At 68.5% G+C, this 16,737-nt stretch carries 16 protein-coding genes and 2 pseudogenes; 16 read left to right on the top strand and 2 right to left on the bottom strand.

Annotated features, from left to right (window positions below):
- The first annotated feature begins 696 nt into the window (after nucleotides 1–696).
- From DDP54_RS07800 to DDP54_RS07770, 7 genes are all read left to right on the top strand, one after another.
- Entirely contained in the window at nucleotides 697–1,107 is a 411-nt protein-coding gene (locus tag DDP54_RS07800; protein WP_109131264.1) for a hypothetical protein, read from the top strand.
- Nucleotides 1,094–1,474, top strand: a complete 381-nt coding sequence (locus DDP54_RS07795) for a hypothetical protein (protein WP_109131263.1) — start codon at nucleotides 1,094–1,096, stop codon at nucleotides 1,472–1,474. The genes DDP54_RS07800 and DDP54_RS07795 overlap by 14 nt, the downstream gene beginning before the upstream one ends.
- A 41-nt stretch (nucleotides 1,475–1,515) precedes the next feature.
- Nucleotides 1,516–2,388 carry a hypothetical protein gene (locus DDP54_RS07790; protein ID WP_109131262.1) on the top strand — a complete coding sequence of 291 codons (873 nt, stop codon included), beginning with the start codon at nucleotides 1,516–1,518 and terminating at the stop codon, nucleotides 2,386–2,388.
- Between the two features lie 53 nt (nucleotides 2,389–2,441).
- Nucleotides 2,442–2,600, top strand: coding sequence for a hypothetical protein (locus DDP54_RS18150; protein WP_158274479.1), 159 nt, complete (start codon nucleotides 2,442–2,444; stop codon nucleotides 2,598–2,600).
- A 404-nt stretch (nucleotides 2,601–3,004) separates the two neighbouring features.
- The gene (locus tag DDP54_RS07780) at nucleotides 3,005–3,328 is read left to right on the top strand and encodes a type II toxin-antitoxin system Phd/YefM family antitoxin (RefSeq protein WP_109131260.1); all 324 of its coding nucleotides are present in this window, start codon (nucleotides 3,005–3,007) and stop codon (nucleotides 3,326–3,328) included.
- A complete protein-coding gene (locus tag DDP54_RS07775; protein ID WP_109131259.1) occupies nucleotides 3,325–3,912 on the top strand; it encodes a hypothetical protein in 588 nt (195 codons plus the stop codon). The genes DDP54_RS07780 and DDP54_RS07775 overlap by 4 nt, the downstream gene beginning before the upstream one ends.
- Before the next feature lie 146 nt (nucleotides 3,913–4,058).
- The gene (locus tag DDP54_RS07770; protein WP_109131258.1) at nucleotides 4,059–4,370 is read left to right on the top strand and encodes a hypothetical protein; all 312 of its coding nucleotides are present in this window, start codon (nucleotides 4,059–4,061) and stop codon (nucleotides 4,368–4,370) included.
- A 423-nt stretch (nucleotides 4,371–4,793) separates the two neighbouring features.
- On the opposite strand, the gene DDP54_RS18145 is transcribed toward DDP54_RS07770, so the two are convergent.
- Entirely contained in the window at nucleotides 4,794–5,084 is a 291-nt protein-coding gene (locus tag DDP54_RS18145) for a hypothetical protein (protein WP_158274478.1), read from the bottom strand.
- A 12-nt stretch (nucleotides 5,085–5,096) separates the two neighbouring features.
- Between DDP54_RS18145 and DDP54_RS07765 the strand changes: the two genes are divergently transcribed.
- The 5 genes from DDP54_RS07765 (at nucleotide 5,097) to DDP54_RS18140 (ending at nucleotide 11,521) form a co-directional block, all read left to right on the top strand.
- Complete coding sequence (locus DDP54_RS07765; RefSeq protein WP_158274477.1) at nucleotides 5,097–5,981, top strand: hypothetical protein; 885 nt, start codon at nucleotides 5,097–5,099, stop codon at nucleotides 5,979–5,981.
- On the top strand, nucleotides 5,978–6,541 hold the full coding sequence (locus tag DDP54_RS07760; protein WP_109131256.1) for a hypothetical protein: 564 nt from the start codon (nucleotides 5,978–5,980) through the stop codon (nucleotides 6,539–6,541). Before DDP54_RS07765 ends, DDP54_RS07760 begins: the two co-directional genes overlap by 4 nt.
- Nucleotides 6,538–7,161 (top strand): hypothetical protein, encoded by a 624-nt coding sequence (locus DDP54_RS07755; RefSeq protein WP_109131255.1) that lies wholly within the window; start codon nucleotides 6,538–6,540, stop codon nucleotides 7,159–7,161. Before DDP54_RS07760 ends, DDP54_RS07755 begins: the two co-directional genes overlap by 4 nt.
- A gap of 710 nt (nucleotides 7,162–7,871) precedes the next feature.
- The gene (locus DDP54_RS07750; RefSeq protein WP_146192386.1) at nucleotides 7,872–10,241 is read left to right on the top strand and encodes a DUF4200 domain-containing protein; all 2,370 of its coding nucleotides are present in this window, start codon (nucleotides 7,872–7,874) and stop codon (nucleotides 10,239–10,241) included.
- Between the two features lie 518 nt (nucleotides 10,242–10,759).
- On the top strand, nucleotides 10,760–11,521 hold the full coding sequence (locus tag DDP54_RS18140) for a DUF2399 domain-containing protein (protein WP_158274476.1): 762 nt from the start codon (nucleotides 10,760–10,762) through the stop codon (nucleotides 11,519–11,521).
- A gap of 179 nt (nucleotides 11,522–11,700) precedes the next feature.
- Here DDP54_RS18140 and DDP54_RS07740 read toward each other — a convergent pair whose 3' ends face one another.
- Entirely contained in the window at nucleotides 11,701–12,552 is an 852-nt protein-coding gene (locus tag DDP54_RS07740; RefSeq protein WP_146192385.1) for a hypothetical protein, read from the bottom strand.
- A 562-nt stretch (nucleotides 12,553–13,114) separates the two neighbouring features.
- On the opposite strand from DDP54_RS07740, the gene DDP54_RS07735 reads away from it, so the two are divergent.
- The 4 genes and pseudogenes from DDP54_RS07735 to DDP54_RS07720 all read left to right on the top strand — a co-directional run.
- Entirely contained in the window at nucleotides 13,115–13,531 is a 417-nt protein-coding gene (locus DDP54_RS07735; protein WP_109131251.1) for a hypothetical protein, read from the top strand.
- A 389-nt stretch (nucleotides 13,532–13,920) separates the two neighbouring features.
- A pseudogene (locus tag DDP54_RS07730) lies at nucleotides 13,921–14,586 on the top strand (IS256 family transposase); the annotation flags it as partial.
- A gap of 127 nt (nucleotides 14,587–14,713) precedes the next feature.
- Nucleotides 14,714–15,946, top strand: coding sequence for an IS256 family transposase (locus DDP54_RS07725; protein ID WP_109130386.1), 1,233 nt, complete (start codon nucleotides 14,714–14,716; stop codon nucleotides 15,944–15,946).
- Nucleotides 15,947–16,002: 56 nt separating this feature from the next.
- Nucleotides 16,003–16,572: pseudogene (locus DDP54_RS07720) on the top strand (transposase); the annotation flags it as partial.
- Nucleotides 16,573–16,737 lie beyond the last annotated feature (165 nt).

The following is a 16,737-nucleotide window of genomic DNA, read 5'->3' as shown; positions in this document are numbered from 1 at the left end:
GCGGATCGGCGGGTCCGTCGAACGAGATGTGTCGGGTTCCGTCGCCGGCGACTGACGGGTCTGGTCGTCGCGAGGCGACGCCGTCGTCGTTCAGCGGTTGCTGAGCACGTGGGTGGTGCGCGGGCTTGGCGGCAGCTTTTGCGGGAGGCTCGATCGTGAAGCAGGCGTCAGAGTTGACGGGCGCTCCTGGTGTGGTGTCGCCGGTCGGCGAGCGATGGTGGACTGGTGGGTCTGACGCTGTGTACCGGCACGACTTGCGAGGATGCTTCGTGGGGAACTGCCGATCTGATCGTCCGGGATTGATGCGCGAGGTGGAGATGACTGGCGAGACTGGCAACGCACCACCGCCCGCCCGCCAACTGACCCCCGCGGGGCGGGCGGCGTTCGATGCCCTCGACGCCAAGCTCGCCCCCGGTGGCGAGTACGTGATGAGGGTCCGGGAGCGCGCCGAGCAGCGGCGCGCCCGGGATGCCGCAATCCTGGCCCTGATCGCGCCGCAGGAGCCTCGGGGACGCCCTGCGCGCATTCCAAAGCGCTGCGGACGACGAGGCGGGCTGGGCTGCTAGGTCGCTCGCGTCTGGTGCCCCCAAGCGAGTCGTCAGCTAGCACGCAAGCGTGTCGTCAGCTAGCACGCAAGCGTGTGACCTGCGAAAACGCTGTTGCGCAAGCCTGTCTAGCGGTGCCAGGCTCAACCCCATGGACCCCAGGGAGACACGACTCCGAGCGCAGGTTGACGCCCTCGATCTGGCAACCGCGACCGGCGTCTGGGCGATCCGGAGCGAGTCCAGCACGGTCTACTTCGTCGACCTGGATCGCGGGTGTCTCATGCGCGCGCGGGGCAAGGACTCCCAGGTCTTCCCGTACGACGATCAATGGCTGCCGCTGATAGAGGTGTCGAGCCACGACAGCTCGCAGCGTCCCGGTCGCCTCGGCGTAGTACGCGTCGGGGAGCGCCCCCGGTGGCTTACCGACCCCAGAGGTGGGGCCGGTGCCTACGAGTGGAGACTCCAACGCACGATCACGGCCATCGAGCCCGTCACCGAGGAGCAGGTCGTCGCTCTCAGAGTGCCTGGACCGGACGGCGAGGACCTCGATGGACCGCGATGACCTGGACTGGGCGGCGGCTGCTGCCCGCGAGGTCGCGCAGGAAGCAGCCGAGCTGGGAGCCACCGCCCGCCAGGAGATCCCCGCCTTCCCGTGGGTGATCGTCGGCGAAGTCGACGGCCGCGCCTTCTACGTTCGGGAACGCTCCGAGATCTACGAGGTCGTTGTCGCCCCGGATGCGGCGCCGACTGGCAACCCGTGGCCGGCGGAGACAGCCGAGGGGATCACCGTCGCCGCTGGCGTCTCCGACGACTTCCGCGAGGGCGACCGACAGTCACCAGCGCGCGCGGTTCGCGTGGCCGTTGCAGCCGTGCGCACCTGGTTGCGCCAGCGAGCGTGCGAACACGACCAGCGCCCTGACGGCAGGTAGTGCCTGTCGTGCGGCATTGCCCTCGTGGATCCGGCGCTGCCATGAGCGGCCCGATGGCGTGGTCCCGCGACCCCGATGGCTCCGGCGAGTACCCGTGGGCGATGCCGTTCCCTCGCGCGGTGCGCCACCTGCGTCTGGGCACGTGGGATGTCCGGGTGCTGGACCAGGTCCAGGTTTGGGTGGACTCGGCCGGGCGCGTTCACCGCATCCAGGAATTGTCCGATGAGCACCTGGCGAATGTCGTCATTCTGCTGCGACGCAGGGCTGCTGAGATCCTGCTCGACTACGCCGTCGGCACCGAAATGGGCAGGTTCACACCCAGGACACCCCTGCCGCCGATGACTGCCGGTGCGGGCAAGCTCGCCCGCAACTGGGTCATGCAAACACCCCTTTGGGACGCGCTGCAGGCAGAGGTGCGCCTCCGTGCCGACCGCCGACGGACGACGACCCAGACGCTCGATCCGACGACTGGTGCCTGGGCAGTCAGGACCGAGAACTCAAGCTACGTCCTCGATCTGGACAGGTCCCTGGCAATGCGGCTGCCGGACGAGGCGGCAGGGGAGCTGCGGCGCGACGGTGCTTGGGCGGTGCTGCACGCCGTCGAGTCGGTCCGAGTCGGGCGCCCAATGGCGCTGCACCTCACCGTCACGGACGACCCCGACGTTGAGGTCACGATCAGGACGACCAGCCCCGTCATATCGATCCACCCGCTCACGGCACCGCCTGGTGCGACACCGGCGAACCTGGTCGAGCTTGCTCGGGCGGTCACGCGCCCGGCACGAGGCAGCGACCCGGAGACTGTTCACCTGACCCAGCACCGCACTGCGGCCTTCACCGCGACGGCAGGCGACGTCCGTGCCATGTGGGCCGCGTTGAACGTCCTCCTGACCCGGCACAACGCCACCGGCGCCTGATCGTCCCGACCCGGCTGCGCGACTCCGATGCCGACGGCGCGTCCGCTGACCTGATGATTGAGCAGATTCCGGACGGCGAACTGCACGAACTGCAACGCGAAATGCAGGACGCCCTGGGCTACCACCTGCGGGTAACGACGCCCAGCGACTACCCGGGCCGCACTCGCGCCCAAGTCGCGTCCCACGCCATCTCACTCGCCCCCGGCTGGTAGCCGGCACCCACGCCACAACGGTCCACCGGAACGAGGAGCGATGAGTGAACCCCGGAGCCGGTCATGACTCCCGGACCTCCTGTGCCCACGCGCACCAAATCCACATCGTCGGCTCGAGTGCGACTGCGCATCGGCGACTCGCACGACCCCATTGACCTGGACCGCGCGACGGTCGTGGAGCTGTTCGCCCTCGGACTTCAGACTCGCGAGCCAGATCCGAGCAGGCGGGTCGCCGTCGGTGAGCTCGACGTCGCCGACGAGATCGCGTTCCTCGTTGGGACAACCACCATCGACCACGGCATCGCTGTGCAGGCAGTGCGCCGGGGTGTTGAGCGCTCCCTCGACGAAGCGGTCGCGCTCCTTCGCAGGCAGTCACCTGCCGCTCCTGGCACCTCGGACCCCCCATGACCGGCTGCCATATCGACGCGCCGACGGTGACGGTGACCGTCGAGGAGGCCGCCCGCGATCTTGACGCCCTCGTCGAGAAGGTCATGACCACGGGGATGCGCGTGAGCATCGTCCGTGATGGTGCACCCGCCGCGGTCATCGTGTCATGGGAGTGGTATCGAGCCGCTCAGGAGCGACTGGCCCGTCACCAGCTGGCGTACTGGACCTCGTGGTCCGCCGACGGTGTGTTCGACGGAGCGGCTTACGCCCGAATGATCACCGACCTCCCTGTCCCGCCCGCGCAGGTCAGCCCTCGCGACACCGGCGGCGATGACGCATGACCCGCTCCTCACCACCCGAGCTGGACGCCGTCACTGCCCAGCGGCTCGAGACAATCATTGTCCGCGAGCAGGGCCGGCTCGACGCCGCGCTCGCCGCTGGCGCGACCCTCGCGCTCAATCAACCGCCCCGCCGTCGCGCCGTCTTCCACCGCGTGCACTGCAGCACGATCTGGCCCCAGCTCGATCGGTTCCGCCGCTGGGATGAGTGGCTGACGCGGCATTCTGCCGAGCAGTTGGTTGACCTGCCCCTGGGCGATCCGGCGCGGCCTCGCGTCCCGACCCTGGGAGGCCCCGAGATCCTCGTCGGCGTGCAATGCCGACCGTGCCGCCTCTGCGCGCCCGAGGCTCTCGGTTACGCAGTGGCTCCCATCCGGCAACGGCCGGTCCGGGCACGCGAACTACGCGGCCTACACATCGGCCGGGTCGTGACCCTCTCGGACGGGCGCACGGTCGGCGCGCTGATCAGCGTGACGATCCGACACTCCGCCGCGGGGACAACCGTCACGATCCGCACCACAACCGGCAACCACTCAATTGATCCGGACGCGTATGTCTGCGCGCAGCACACCGGCGGGGACAGGTGACCAAGCGCATGGCGAACGCAACGCACTTGGCCGTCGCACCTCGCGGCTCGTGGCAATGGCGTCGAGTGGTGCGGGGTGCGACCCGGCAAGCCGCATCCGCACCGGCGGCCGCCGCCCGCTCTGTCGACAGGGTCGTCCGTCGCCAGGTGCAGGTCACGCGCGCGCAGGTCAACGCAGCGCGCGGCCAGATCGTCACTGATCGCCGCCTGGGCAGGGCCACCCCGCAGTGGGTGCTGGCCGTGGCAGACGCCGCCCCGGCGAGGTCCGCATGGCGTGACGGGCTGCACCTCCGAGCTATCAGCGCCGCTCAAGCAGCGTACGAAGAGGCAGGCGCCGCCCTGGTGCGGGCTATCAGGCAGGCCCGCCGCGCGGGCGACACGTGGTCAATGATCGCGATTGTGCTGGAGAGGCCCGAGCAGGAGATCCGGCGCCGCTTCGCTCGAGACGCCGATGGGTGACTCGGCGGTCGGGAACGCAAGGAGCGACCCGCGGCGGATCACTGGAGGGATGTTGCAGGTCGAAATCGGCGTGTTCCGCCGCCACACCGCCCAGGTCGTCCGCCTCGTGGAGGCCGGCGCGATCGTCCAGTTGACCAGGGACGGGCGCCCCGTGACCCGGATCGTGCCCGAGCCGGCGCAGGACGGACTGGTGGGCCCCTTGAGGCGGCCTGACAGTCGGGCCCAGATCGCCATGCCGGCAGCCCAGCGGTTCAAGAGCGCCTTTGAGCCTCGGTGTCAGTGTTGGTCGCTACGTTGCGTTCGACGGCCACGACGGCCACGACGAGCGGGACGGCACGCATGAGTCTTCTGGACCTGAGTTCGGAGCAGGCGGCGGAAAGCGCCCAGCGGTCGACGTTGCGCGCGTTTGTCGCCCCTCTCGCGTCAGACGCCGGCGCGGTCATCGACGACATGGCCGACCTCGAGATCGCATACGCAATACTCGACGCGTTCGATGCCGCCGACGGCCTGCCGCTCGGACGCGCCGAGCTTGCCGACGCGTGCACAGGCATCTGCGCACCGGCGCTGTTCGAGTCCCGGTTCGAGGTGTACGTCAAGCTCGGCATGCTGATCCAGAAGCGATCCAAAGCACACCAGCAGCGGTACACCCTGTCTCCTAACTCCGTCGCTGGAATGGCCGTCGTGGACCGGGTGTCGCGCGAAGGTGGAGTCCAAGACCTGCTGCTCATGCTCGACGCGACCACCGAGGCGCTACGGAACAACGAGGCGACACGGGAGCAGGTCGCCACGGCGCTCGGCAAGGGTCGAGCATCGTTCTTCGTCTTCGCTCAGCACCTGACCGCCCTCGTCGAGACGGCCACGTTCGCGGACCTGATCGCCCAGCGACGTCATCACCGCAACGCCCGCGCGATCGACAACGCCAAGCACCTCGTCGACGCCGTGATCGACAAGTACCCCGACCTGCATGGGCCGGCAACCAGGCTCGTGGACTCGGTGGGCCGCTATCAGCACGCTGTGACCTTGTACTGGGACCGGATCGCGCAAGAGGGCCACGCCCACCGCGACTTCACCATGCTGGACCCTGACCAGTACCTGAACGCCGCGCTGCACTCGACGAAGGCAGCACTCGCGGCCCCGTTCGCTGCGGTCCTGTTCGACCCACCACACCCCCTGATCACCGCCGAGACGGTCGTGGAAGCCGTCGATCACGCCAAACCGCGCCAGGCCCGTCGTCGGCCACCAGAGCCTGGCGACAGCGAACCGGCCGACCGGGTCAACCCTGTGATCGCCGCCGCTGAACGCGAAGCGAAGGACAAACGCATGGTGGAGCTCGCCATGGAGCAGCACCTGAACGGTGAACAGCAGGTCGACCTGACCTCGCGGCTCCGCGCCGCTGGATGGCCCGCCGCCGGCCGGATGGTCGCCGAGGTGCTCTCGATGCGCGACCAGCCATACGAAGCCATCGTGTCGGACGCGCTGATCGTCGACCCGGGCGGCCCCGTCACCCACATCTCGCCGATCACGCTCACGCGAGTCACCGTCGCCGGCGCGCCCGGCGCGCCCGTCGAACCCGACGTAGACGGCCTCGCCGTGCGGGCAGTGCTGTCATGAGCGTCTACACCCGTCCGGGCCCGCAGATCGTCGCAGCGATCCGCGCCCTCGGAGTGGCCCCGCCGCCAGCGACCAGCAAGGACTACATCGCCCTGCAAGACGCCGCCGCCGGCGCCCGCATGCGGGTCGTAACGGTCACCGACGGCATCACCGTGACCCACGACCCGAACACCGACGGCCTCTGGGAAGCGCCGGAGCTCGGGGCAGCGCGCGGGAAAGGACCAGCAGCTGACCGGCTGCAGACGACACTCGCGGCGTGCTTGCGGCTGTGCTGGGACGACCCCGACACCCCCATGCTCCCCGGCAAGTCGGTGCCGTACAACGTCGTCATCGACCTCGCTACCTACCTGCGTGCCGCCTCCGACGCGTCAGCTTCCTCGGCGATCGGTGCGACCCGGCATGTCGTCGGCTCGGTGCGCACCCTCGCCCACGCCGGGTTCCTCGTCCAGGACGACGACCAGATCCGACTCGGCCACGCCCTCGGATCCTGGTCGGAGCACGACCTGAACGTGCTCCGTCAGGCATGGGACCGCATCCCCGCCGCCGCGGACATCGCATGAGCGTCACCCTCGAGCAGTACACCGCCCGCGACCAGCTCGACATCATGTCCGCGACCCGCGCCGTGGACGAAGCACAGCTGCCGCTGCCAAGGTCGACCTTCCGTGCTCTCGGAGACGCAACCCTGCGCGCCGGGGTCAAGGAGCTCCTGCGGGCGGAGGGACGCACACTCATCGAGACACCCAGTGGCTTCACCTCCGGCTACGACAACGACGTGCGGCGAGCCCTGACTGCCGACGGCATCGGGGTCCTGTCCGCCGAAGAGCGCGCCGTCCTGACCCTCGTGCTCCTGCACTGTGTGGCGATCCCGCGCGCCGACGGGCGCATCCCACCCGAGCGCGCCGACGACTGGACACACGCCGTGCCCGTCCACCCCGAGACGCTGCGCAACTGCCGGCACCTGACCGACAGCTCCATCGCTGACGCGACCCGTCGCCTGCGAGACGCCGACATCCTCGCGTACGGCGCACAACGGCTGATCAAGCCCGGACCGCAGTTCCACCGCCTGACCCCCGAAGTGATCGCCGACCTGTACGACGACCTCGTGCTCCTCGCCGAACCGAACGGGATGCTCGCCGAGTCCATTCAGCGTCGCCGTACCCGCGAAGGAACACCGTCATGACCGTGACCGCCTCCGAGACCGCGGCGACGGCCACCCTGTCCAAGACGGGCATCGTCGGCTCCCGAGTCTTGACGATGATCCAGACGTTCGACATCGCCCGCCAGACGAACCACGTCGCCTACTTGGTCGCCGGGGCGTTCGTCGTCGTGTCCGGCGAGGGACCGAAGGGCGACTCGAACGGGTCGGGCAAGACGTCGTTCCAGGCCGCCTGCTCAGTCCTGCTGGGCGACCCCCTGTGGAACATGCGCGCCAACCACGGCAAGAACGCGGCCGGCGGCCTGCTGTTCGAGGCCGAAGCCGCCGGTGCCGACGGCGGCACTCAGTCCAACGCCCTGCACGGGTACGTCGTCGGAACGTTCGCGCCCCGCAACGCCCCTAGCCCGGACGCGTGCATCACCGTCTGGGTGCGGCTGTCCACCACCTCGCCGTACCTGCGGGTCCGCACCTCCACGGGCATCGTCCTGGCGACCGCCGACCGGCACGACGATCGCGCCCGCGAAGCAGATGTCCTGTGGGACAGGCTGGGATCCAAGTCTGAGATGTCAGCGCACGTGTACGCCGAGCGCCTCTACGGCGAGGCCCCAAGGTGCGTGTCGTACCTGGACACCGCGATGCGTCAGACCGGCCCGTCGTTGCTCTCCCAGCAGATGACGCAGATGACTCCCGCTGAGATCGGCGCCTCCCTGATCGACCTGTCCGGCATGACATCAATGCTCGACCAGGAGCAAGAGCAGCGCAGCAAGCTCGCCGACGCCGAAGAGGGCATGGCTCAGGACGCCGCCGCCGACACGGCGATGCGCGGCATCGAGGAGAGCGAGCTGGAGTCGATCCACGGCCGCGATGAGGCGCGCACACAACTGGCGGCCGGCGAGCTCGCATGGCGGCTGCACTGGGCCAAGGGTCTCCTGGAAGCCAACGTCGACCACGCCGACGCGACCGCGGCGCTCGCAGACGCGACGACGATGCTGGCCACGATCCGTCGCCGTGGTGACGTGGAGAAGCGCACGTGGGAAGCGCTACGCGACAGGCGTGACCTGGCCGACGCGCGCGACCGGGCCAAGCAGGTTGCCGATGATGCCCGCGCTGCGGCTGAAGGCAAGCAGTCCGAGATCGCGGACGTGCGCGCCGAGATCAAGTCGCGGCGCACCCAGATCGCCGACTTGCGGGACGCACTGCAGGGGTGGGACGGCACGAGCACTCCCGCCGAGGCGCAGGCAGTTGTTGACGGCGCAGCAACAGCGAAGGCGGCCGCCGACGCCGGGCTTCTCCTGGCCGAGCGCGACCATGCCGATGCAGACGCGACGTTGCGCTCAGCACGATCGGGTGCCTCGCCCGCGACCGCGCCCGCGCTGGAAGCACTCCGGTCCGCTGGTGTGCAGACGGTCGGCCTGCTGGACGTCATCACGCTCGACGAGCAGGCTCGCCCGTTCTGGGAAGCGGCCCTGACACCGTGGAGCCACGCTGTGGTCGCGCAGGATGATGATGCTGACGCTGCGGTGCGTGCCGCGGCTCACCTGCCCGGCACCACGATCGTCACCGCAGGGGGCACGGAATCGCTGCCTTCCGGGGTCACGAGCAGTGAACCGATCGGGCGGTTCCTTGCGGCGCTTGCTAGTCGCCACTCCCCGACCCAGAACCCCGACGGTGTAATTGATGTCGCGCTCGGCATCATCACGATCTCCGGAGCGCCCAACCCGACGACCGGGCGAGCCGGTCGTGTGCAGGCCGCCGAACTCGCCCTCATGGAAGCGAAGGTCAAGCTGGCGGCGGCGCACGATGCCGTCGAGCGTGCCGCCGGTCGTGTCGAACTGGCCGAGGCGCGCAGCAAGGGAGCGGCAGCGGAGCAGGAACGCACCGCGCACTCGGCTCGCATCGACGCCCGCAACCTCGACCTGGCGACCCTCACCCAGGAGAAGGTGGCATTGGACGAGGTCGAGGACATACGTGTCACGGAGTACGACTCCGCACGGGCGTTGGCGACGAACCACGGAGCAATGGTCTCGGCGGCCGAAAGCACGTGGAGGCGGACACTTGAGGACATCGGCAAGGTCGAACCGACAGTTCGCGCGGCGCAGCAACGCGTCGAGAACGCCCGACTGCCGTACTGGACGGCCGGATGGGGCGGCGCCCTCGATGAGGCGCGCGAGTTCATCGACGCCCAGCCTGAACGCCCCCTCGCGGTCGTGCGGTACCGAGGCCGCGCCTCCGAAGCGTTGCTGGCCGCCGTCGCGGCGTACGTCGGCAAGCTCGTCGACGTCCCCGCCGACATCACCGCGATCAACAGCGCACGCGGCCAGCTCCTCGACGACGACGGCGCAGCCGGATCGCGCCCCCCCTCGTTCCGGGACATGGCACGACCTCTGCGAGACCGGCTCGACGGCGCCGCAGACCGAGATGCGATCAACGGGGAACGGATCCAGGCTGACCGCTTGCGACGCCAGGTCACCCTTGACGCGCAACGCCGCGAGGTCGAGGACGGCCGGTCATCGCTCGACGCGTTCCAAAGCATGGTGGAAGGTCTCGTAAACACGCACTTCGAGCGCATGAAGGTGGCGTTCAACGAGCTCGACATCACAGCCAAGGGTTTTGGCGCGACCTTGGATGTCGTGACCCGGCGCCCCGTCACTGCGACGAGACCGTGGCAGTTCGAGGTGGTCCCCAGGTGGCGTCGCAGCCCTGGCCGTGCGTTCGTTTCGTACAAGAAGGTCAGCAACGGCGCCCAGATCAAGGTGCACGCGATCCTGATCGCCCTGGCGGCCCTGCGAGCGAATCCCGGCGACGGCGGCGGACAGGTCGTCATCATCGACGAGCTCGGCAACTCCTTGGGCGACATGAACCGCAACGACGTGCTGGAAGCACTGCGCTCGGTATCGGAGTCGCAACACATCACCATCCTCGGCACCTGCCAGGACTCCGTGCTCAAGGACGCCGTCATCGCGTCCAAGCAGCTGCTGTGGTTCACGCACGCCTCGGCCACTGACGTGCTCAACCGACCGGTCCAGATGTGGGACTTCGACAAGGACAGCGCGCATGCCCGCCTCGCCGCCCCGTACATGCAGGCCGGGCGTCCGCTGGCATGACCACACCGATCCGGGCAACGTGGCTCGAGCCGCGCAGCGACGTCCGCGCCTTCATCGTCCCAAGGCCCGGCCCCGACGGCGGGTCAGCTCCGCGGGACCGGGCCGGACGGGTCAAGTCGAACCGCGTCGACCTGGTCGCCGCGACCGAACACGACGCCTGGGAGCGACCAGGGGGAGTGAGCGACGCCGACTGGGCATGGATGCTCGCAGCTGGCACACGCCGGTGGAGATCAGTCGTGGAACGCTTCGGGGATCAGGCAGCGGGGCTGACGTTGGACCTAGTCGCCGCAGGCGTCGTGACGGTCCGGGTGCACCCGACAGGGCCCACCTTCGTCTGGGACGCCGTGCAGAAATGGACGCTGACCCCCGGGCCGGCCAACGAAGGGGCGCAGCGGACTCGTGAGCGTGGAGCGCGCCACGACGACCTGCGAGAGCGAGCATCGCAGCTGGCCGGTGCGCTCGAGGTCGAGCATCACGACCTCGCGGACGTCCTTCTCAGCACCCCGCCGCACTCCCCGTTGCTCGCCATCGCCGTCGCGGCAGCGAGCGATCTCCTCACCGGCGTGAGCCATGACGGACCTCGCGCGTTCTCCCAGACCCATTTCGGGCACACCAAGGCACGCGACGACGCACCAGACTTGCTGCGGCGTGCAGGCGTCAGCGAACGCACCCTGCGCGACCTCGGGCTCGCGCGTTCGCCCTACGTCGGGCTCGGCGGCGCGATCGATGTCAACGGGCTTCCGATCGGAGCCGCGTTCGCCGGACCGGTCCGCCTTCGTGCCACGCAGCAGGATCCCCTGATCGTGCAGGTCCACGAGCGGGCCAGGGCCGTTCTGTTGGTCGAGAACCTGCAAGCCGCCGAGACTGCCTGTGACGCGTTCCCGAACATCGCGGTCGTGTGGTTCGCCGGGCAGCCCGCCGACGCCGTGCTGGCTGTGTGCGTCATGGCCGCGACCCAGACGAACGGCCCGATAATCGTCACCCCGGACGCAGATCTCGGCGGGGTTCGGATCGCTGACCGGCTCCTGACGGCGCTCCCGGCCAGTTCCATCGTCCATCTGGTCGACGTCGGAGTCGGCACAAGTGCGCCGACCACTGCCTTCTCAGTCGCGAGTCTGGATGAACTCAACCGGATCGGAGGAGCTGCACACGGCCCGCACGCCGCGCATCTGACCGCTTTCGCGCTGGCGGTCGCCGAGCGCGGGTTCCCCGTTGAGCAGGAAGCCCCCATCCGTGCGGCCCTGTCCGTTGCGATCGCGGGTCTTCCGGGCGGTGAGTGACGCTGCGCCTTGGGCGCAGGCGTGATCCGTCCGCAGTCCGCAGCGCATGGCCAGCATCGCGGGTCTTGACGCCCGCCCGCCGCCTGGAGCTGTGGTGAAGCGTGCGGAGCACCGCGCGAAACTGCATGGCCTCTGGACGAGCGCTATCCCGGCACCCTCGTCTCGAGGGGCCGATGCGACTATGTCGACACCGTCTGCTCGAGCGATCGGGCGAAACCCGCTTCGAGCCAGGTCATCCTGACCGTGGCGGGTATGGAGTCGGCCAGGCTGAGCCATACGTGCCACGTCGCGGATGACCCGTCAAGCAGATCGAAGTGCTGAGGGCCATTGAGCGCGAGCTCTCCGCCGCTCTGACCGACCAGGACGACTGACAGGTCCTCGGCGGGCGCCACGCCGCTATTCGCGACTTCAATGACGTACTCCCCACCAGCCACGCGTGCTGCTGATGCACGTAGTCTCGCGCCGGGTGCTGGCGCAGGACGCACATTGAGTCCTTCCTCGAACACGCGCACGAGGTCGACCTTGTCGGCCGCGGCGAGCTTGTCGACGTCCCGGTCCAGTGCGCGTCTCACCTGGTACCGCAGATCTGCTAGGTCGGCGTAGTGACCAAACAGGCCCGTCCACCTTTGCGGTAGCTCGCGAACCTTTGCGACTTGCTCGAGGTCGGCGTCGTGTGGGATGGGGGCGCGAGAGAACCAGACGTGGACGGTTCGGCCGTCCGCTACCGCCCGATCGACCTCCTCGACCGTTCCCGACACGGCTCGCGGCGTCGCAGTTCCGACGCGCGAACTGAAGACAGCGATCACGATGTCGCTGCCGTCGCCAATCTGCGTGTTTACGACCATCTGCGCGTCGACGCCGAGTTCTGGCACTACGTGGGTCTCCCAACGGATGGGCATCAACACGACTTCGCTTGCCACCGCTCGTGCCGCGTTCCAGTCATCGATCGTCTCTGAGATCACCTCTCGCTCAAGAGCGACATCGCCGGGCGACGCGATCAACACTCGAACCACCAATGCCGTGAATGTCATGACAGCGACGCTAACAGGCTCGGAGCTAGACTCCATCGCACCCGTGCCATCCCGCTGCGCCTGTAATGGGCGTCGGTGGCGATAGACCCCGGAACGATGCACGTCACAGTTCAACACGTGAGCGTCAGTGCGGGCTTCCTCTGGCCGACGTGCGAGCCCCGGAATTCCTTTACGCTGCGTATCGCTTTCAAGGCGCCGTCGCGTCGAACATCTGCGGGTCGCAATCGACGAACAAGCCCTGAATGCAGCGAGTGCGGCCGACTGCGTGCGCTGTCGACTGCGCCGCTCTCGGGTGCCCGACGTCCACTCCGACAGGTTGACGATCTCCTCCCTGCGCGGATGGGGACGGCCGGAGGTCACGGACGACCTGGTGGTGGCGTCGCGGGTGTGTCCTCCCAGGCCCTCTATCGGCCTGCGCGAGCGCTGGTGCTTTCGCTGGTCGCCGTGGCCCGATCTCGGGTTGACCGCCCGGCGTGGGCGCTTGCCAGGAGACGCGTCCTCTGCGTAATCTGAGATCTGCCAGACTGGACCAGATAGAAGAGCAGAGAGCGGGGTTGCCGACATGAGGCGCATCGAGATCGACGACGAGGTTTACGCGGAGCTAGAGAAGCACGCCAAGGGCTTCGAGCAACCGAACGACGTCCTCCGCCGTCTGCTACTCATCGACCACACCGGGAGGGCTAGGCCACGTCTCAAGCCCGTCGTGGTTGGCAGACTGCTACCCCTCATGGCAGCCGGCCTCGTCCATGACGGCGATGTCATCTTCCACGAGCGCCCGCGCAAGGGCGACCGGTTTGAGGCCAAGGTGGTGGAGTCCGGGTGGATCCTGTCCGAGGGGACTCTCTACCAGGCTCCTTCCGCGGCGCTGTCGCGGCTTGTGGGATCGCAGATCGACGGGTGGGCGAACTGGACACATCAGCGCTCCGGCAAGACCCTGCGAGAACTGCGGTTCGACCTCGGCAGCAAGCAGTCTGAGTAGGAGCACTTGCCGCCTGCCTCCGACCCCTGAGCTGAGCTCGAAATCGGGCTAGAGAGCGCCCCGCTGAGCGGAGGAGTGATCGGCGAGGCCGACCACGTGCCCTAGACGTTCCGCACGAGGAATTGCGCTCGGCGTGGCCGCCAGCATGACAGCCCTCGACGGCTGGAGTGCTTGACGCATCTTCCTAGAACGAGCGCAGCCAGCCGCTACCCTCGAGTCGTGGTTCGCGCCCCGGTGCCCCGACCGGATCCCTGGGTCCTCAAGCTTGGTGGCGTCCCGTGAGGTGGTGTAGTTCTCGATCTTCTTCGTCGTGGTGACCACGACGGAGAAGGCCATCGTGCGATGGTCGGTGAGACCGGACTAGGGAACTCACGGAAGGACATCGCACGATGGCTATGGACCAGTCTGCCCTGCTCGACCTGCTCGCCGCATTGAAGGACACCGACGTCAGCGACCGGATCCGGACCGCGACCGAGCACCTGTATCAAGAGCTGATCGACGCCGAGGCGACCGCGGTGATCGGCGCCGGCCCCTGGCAGCGCACGCAGGCCCGCACGGCGTTGCGCAACGGGTCGCGGGACCGGGTGTTGACGACCACGGCCGGGGACCTGGACCTGCGGATCCCCAAGCTGCGCACCGGGTCGTTCTTCCCGTCCTTGCTCGAGCGGCGCCGCCGGGTCGACCAGGCACTGTTCGCGGTCGTGATGGAGGCCTACCTGCACGGGGTCAGCACCAGGAAGGTCGACGACCTGGTCAGGGCCCTGGGGGCCGACACCGGGATCTCCAAGAGTGAGGTCTCCCGGATCTGCGCGGGCTTGGACGAGGAGGTCTCGGCGTTCCGTGACCGGTCCCTGGCCGACGCGGGGTTCCCCTACGTGTTCCTGGACGCGACGTACTGCAAGGCCAGGGTCGGGCGCCGGGTGGTGTCCCAGGCCGTGGTCATCGCCACCGGGGTCCGCGCCGACGGGCACCGTGAGGTCCTCGGCTTCGACGTCGGAGACTCCGAGAACGGCGCCTTCTGGACCAGCTTCCTGCGCTCGCTCAAGGCCCGCGGCTGGGCGGTGGCGTCCCGTGAGGTGGTGTAGTTCTCGATCTTCTTCGTCGTGGTGACCACGACGGAGAAGGCCATCGTGCGATGGTCGGTGAGACCGGACTAGGGAACTCACGGAAGGACATCGCACGATGGCTATGGACCAGTCTGCCCTGCTCGACCTGCTCGCCGCATTGAAGGACACCGACGTCAGCGACCGGATCCGGACCGCGACCGAGCACCTGTATCAAGAGCTGATCGACGCCGAGGCGACCGCGGTGATCGGCGCCGGCCCCTGGCAGCGCACGCAGGCCCGCACGGCGTTGCGCAACGGGTCGCGGGACCGGGTGTTGACGACCACGGCCGGGGACCTGGACCTGCGGATCCCCAAGCTGCGCACCGGGTCGTTCTTCCCGTCCTTGCTCGAGCGGCGCCGCCGGGTCGACCAGGCACTGTTCGCGGTCGTGATGGAGGCCTACCTGCACGGGGTCAGCACCAGGAAGGTCGACGACCTGGTCAGGGCCCTGGGGGCCGACACCGGGATCTCCAAGAGTGAGGTCTCCCGGATCTGCGCGGGCCTGGACGAGGAGGTCTCGGCGTTCCGTGACCGGTCCCTGGCCGACGCGGGGTTCCCCTACGTGTTCCTGGACGCGACGTACTGCAAGGCCAGGGTCGGGCGCCGGGTGGTGTCCCAGGCCGTGGTCATCGCCACCGGGGTCCGCGCCGACGGGCACCGTGAGGTCCTCGGCTTCGACGTCGGAGACTCCGAGAACGGCGCCTTCTGGACCAGCTTCCTGCGCTCGCTCAAGGCCCGCGGGCTGGGCGGTGTGGCGCTGGTCATCTCCGACGCCCACGAGGGCCTGAAGACCGCGATCGCCTCGGTCCTGCTCGGCTCGTCCTGGCAACGCTGCCGGGTCCACTTCACCCGCAACGTCCTCGACGCGGTGTCCAAGACGAACGCCGAGATGGTCGCCGCCGCGATCCGCACGATCTTCGCCCAACCCGACGCCGCCCACGTCGCCGAGCAGTTCGAAGTCATCGCGACCATGCTGACCCGCTCCCACCCGAAGGTCGGGCACATGCTCACCGACGCCCGCGAGGACCTGCTCGCCTTCACCGCGTTCCCCGCCAGCCACTGGAAGAAGATCTGGTCGACCAACCCCCTGGAACGACTGAACAAGGAGGTCAAACGCCGCACCGACGTCGTGGGGGTCTTCCCCAACCCCGCCGCCCTGCTGCGCCTGGCCGGCGCCGTCCTGGTCGAGGCCCACGACGAATGGGCCGCCACCGACCGCCGCTACCTATCCGAGAACTCCATGGCCCAACTCGCCACCATGACCCTGACGACCCAGGAGGTGGACCACACCGAACTCCTCACGGCATGATCTGAGCACTGACCCGCACGGTGTCGAGAAACTCCACCACTCAGCGGGACGTCACCGGGCTGGGCGGTGTGGCGCTGGTCATCTCCGACGCCCACGAGGGCCTGAAGACCGCGATCGCCTCGGTCCTGCTCGGCTCGTCCTGGCAACGCTGCCGGGTCCACTTCACCCGCAACGTCCTCGACGCGGTGTCCAAGACGAACGCCGAGATGGTCGCCGCCGCGATCCGCACGATCTTCGCCCAACCCGACGCCGCCCACGTCGCCGAGCAGTTCGAAGTCATCGCGACCATGCTGACCCGCTCCCACCCGAAGGTCGGGCACATGCTCACCGACGCCCGCGAGGACCTGCTCGCCTTCACCGCGTTCCCCGCCAGCCACTGGAAGAAGATCTGGTCGACCAACCCCCTGGAACGACTGAACAAGGAGGTCAAACGCCGCACCGACGTCGTGGGGGTCTTCCCCAACCCCGCCGCCCTGCTGCGCCTGGCCGGCGCCGTCCTGGTCGAGGCCCACGACGAATGGGCCGCCACCGACCGCCGCTACCTATCCGAGAACTCCATGGCCCAACTCGCCACCATGACCCTGACGACCCAGGAGGTGGACCACACCGAACTCCTCACGGCATGATCTGAGCACTGACCCGCACGGTGTCGAGAAACTCCACCACTCAGCGGGACGTCACCCTCAAGCTTACTCGAGCGCGATCGCACATCGAAGACTTGGAAGCACTAGCCTCGATCTTTCATCGGGCCCGGTCGTGCGGGTTGTGCGCGGCTCGGTGTTCGCGTTCGA

Source organism: Cellulomonas sp. WB94 (assembly GCF_003115775.1).
Lineage (GTDB): Bacteria > Actinomycetota > Actinomycetes > Actinomycetales > Cellulomonadaceae > Cellulomonas_A.
Note: the sequence above shows the minus strand (reverse complement) of the source record. Positions and strands in the feature narration are given on the sequence as shown.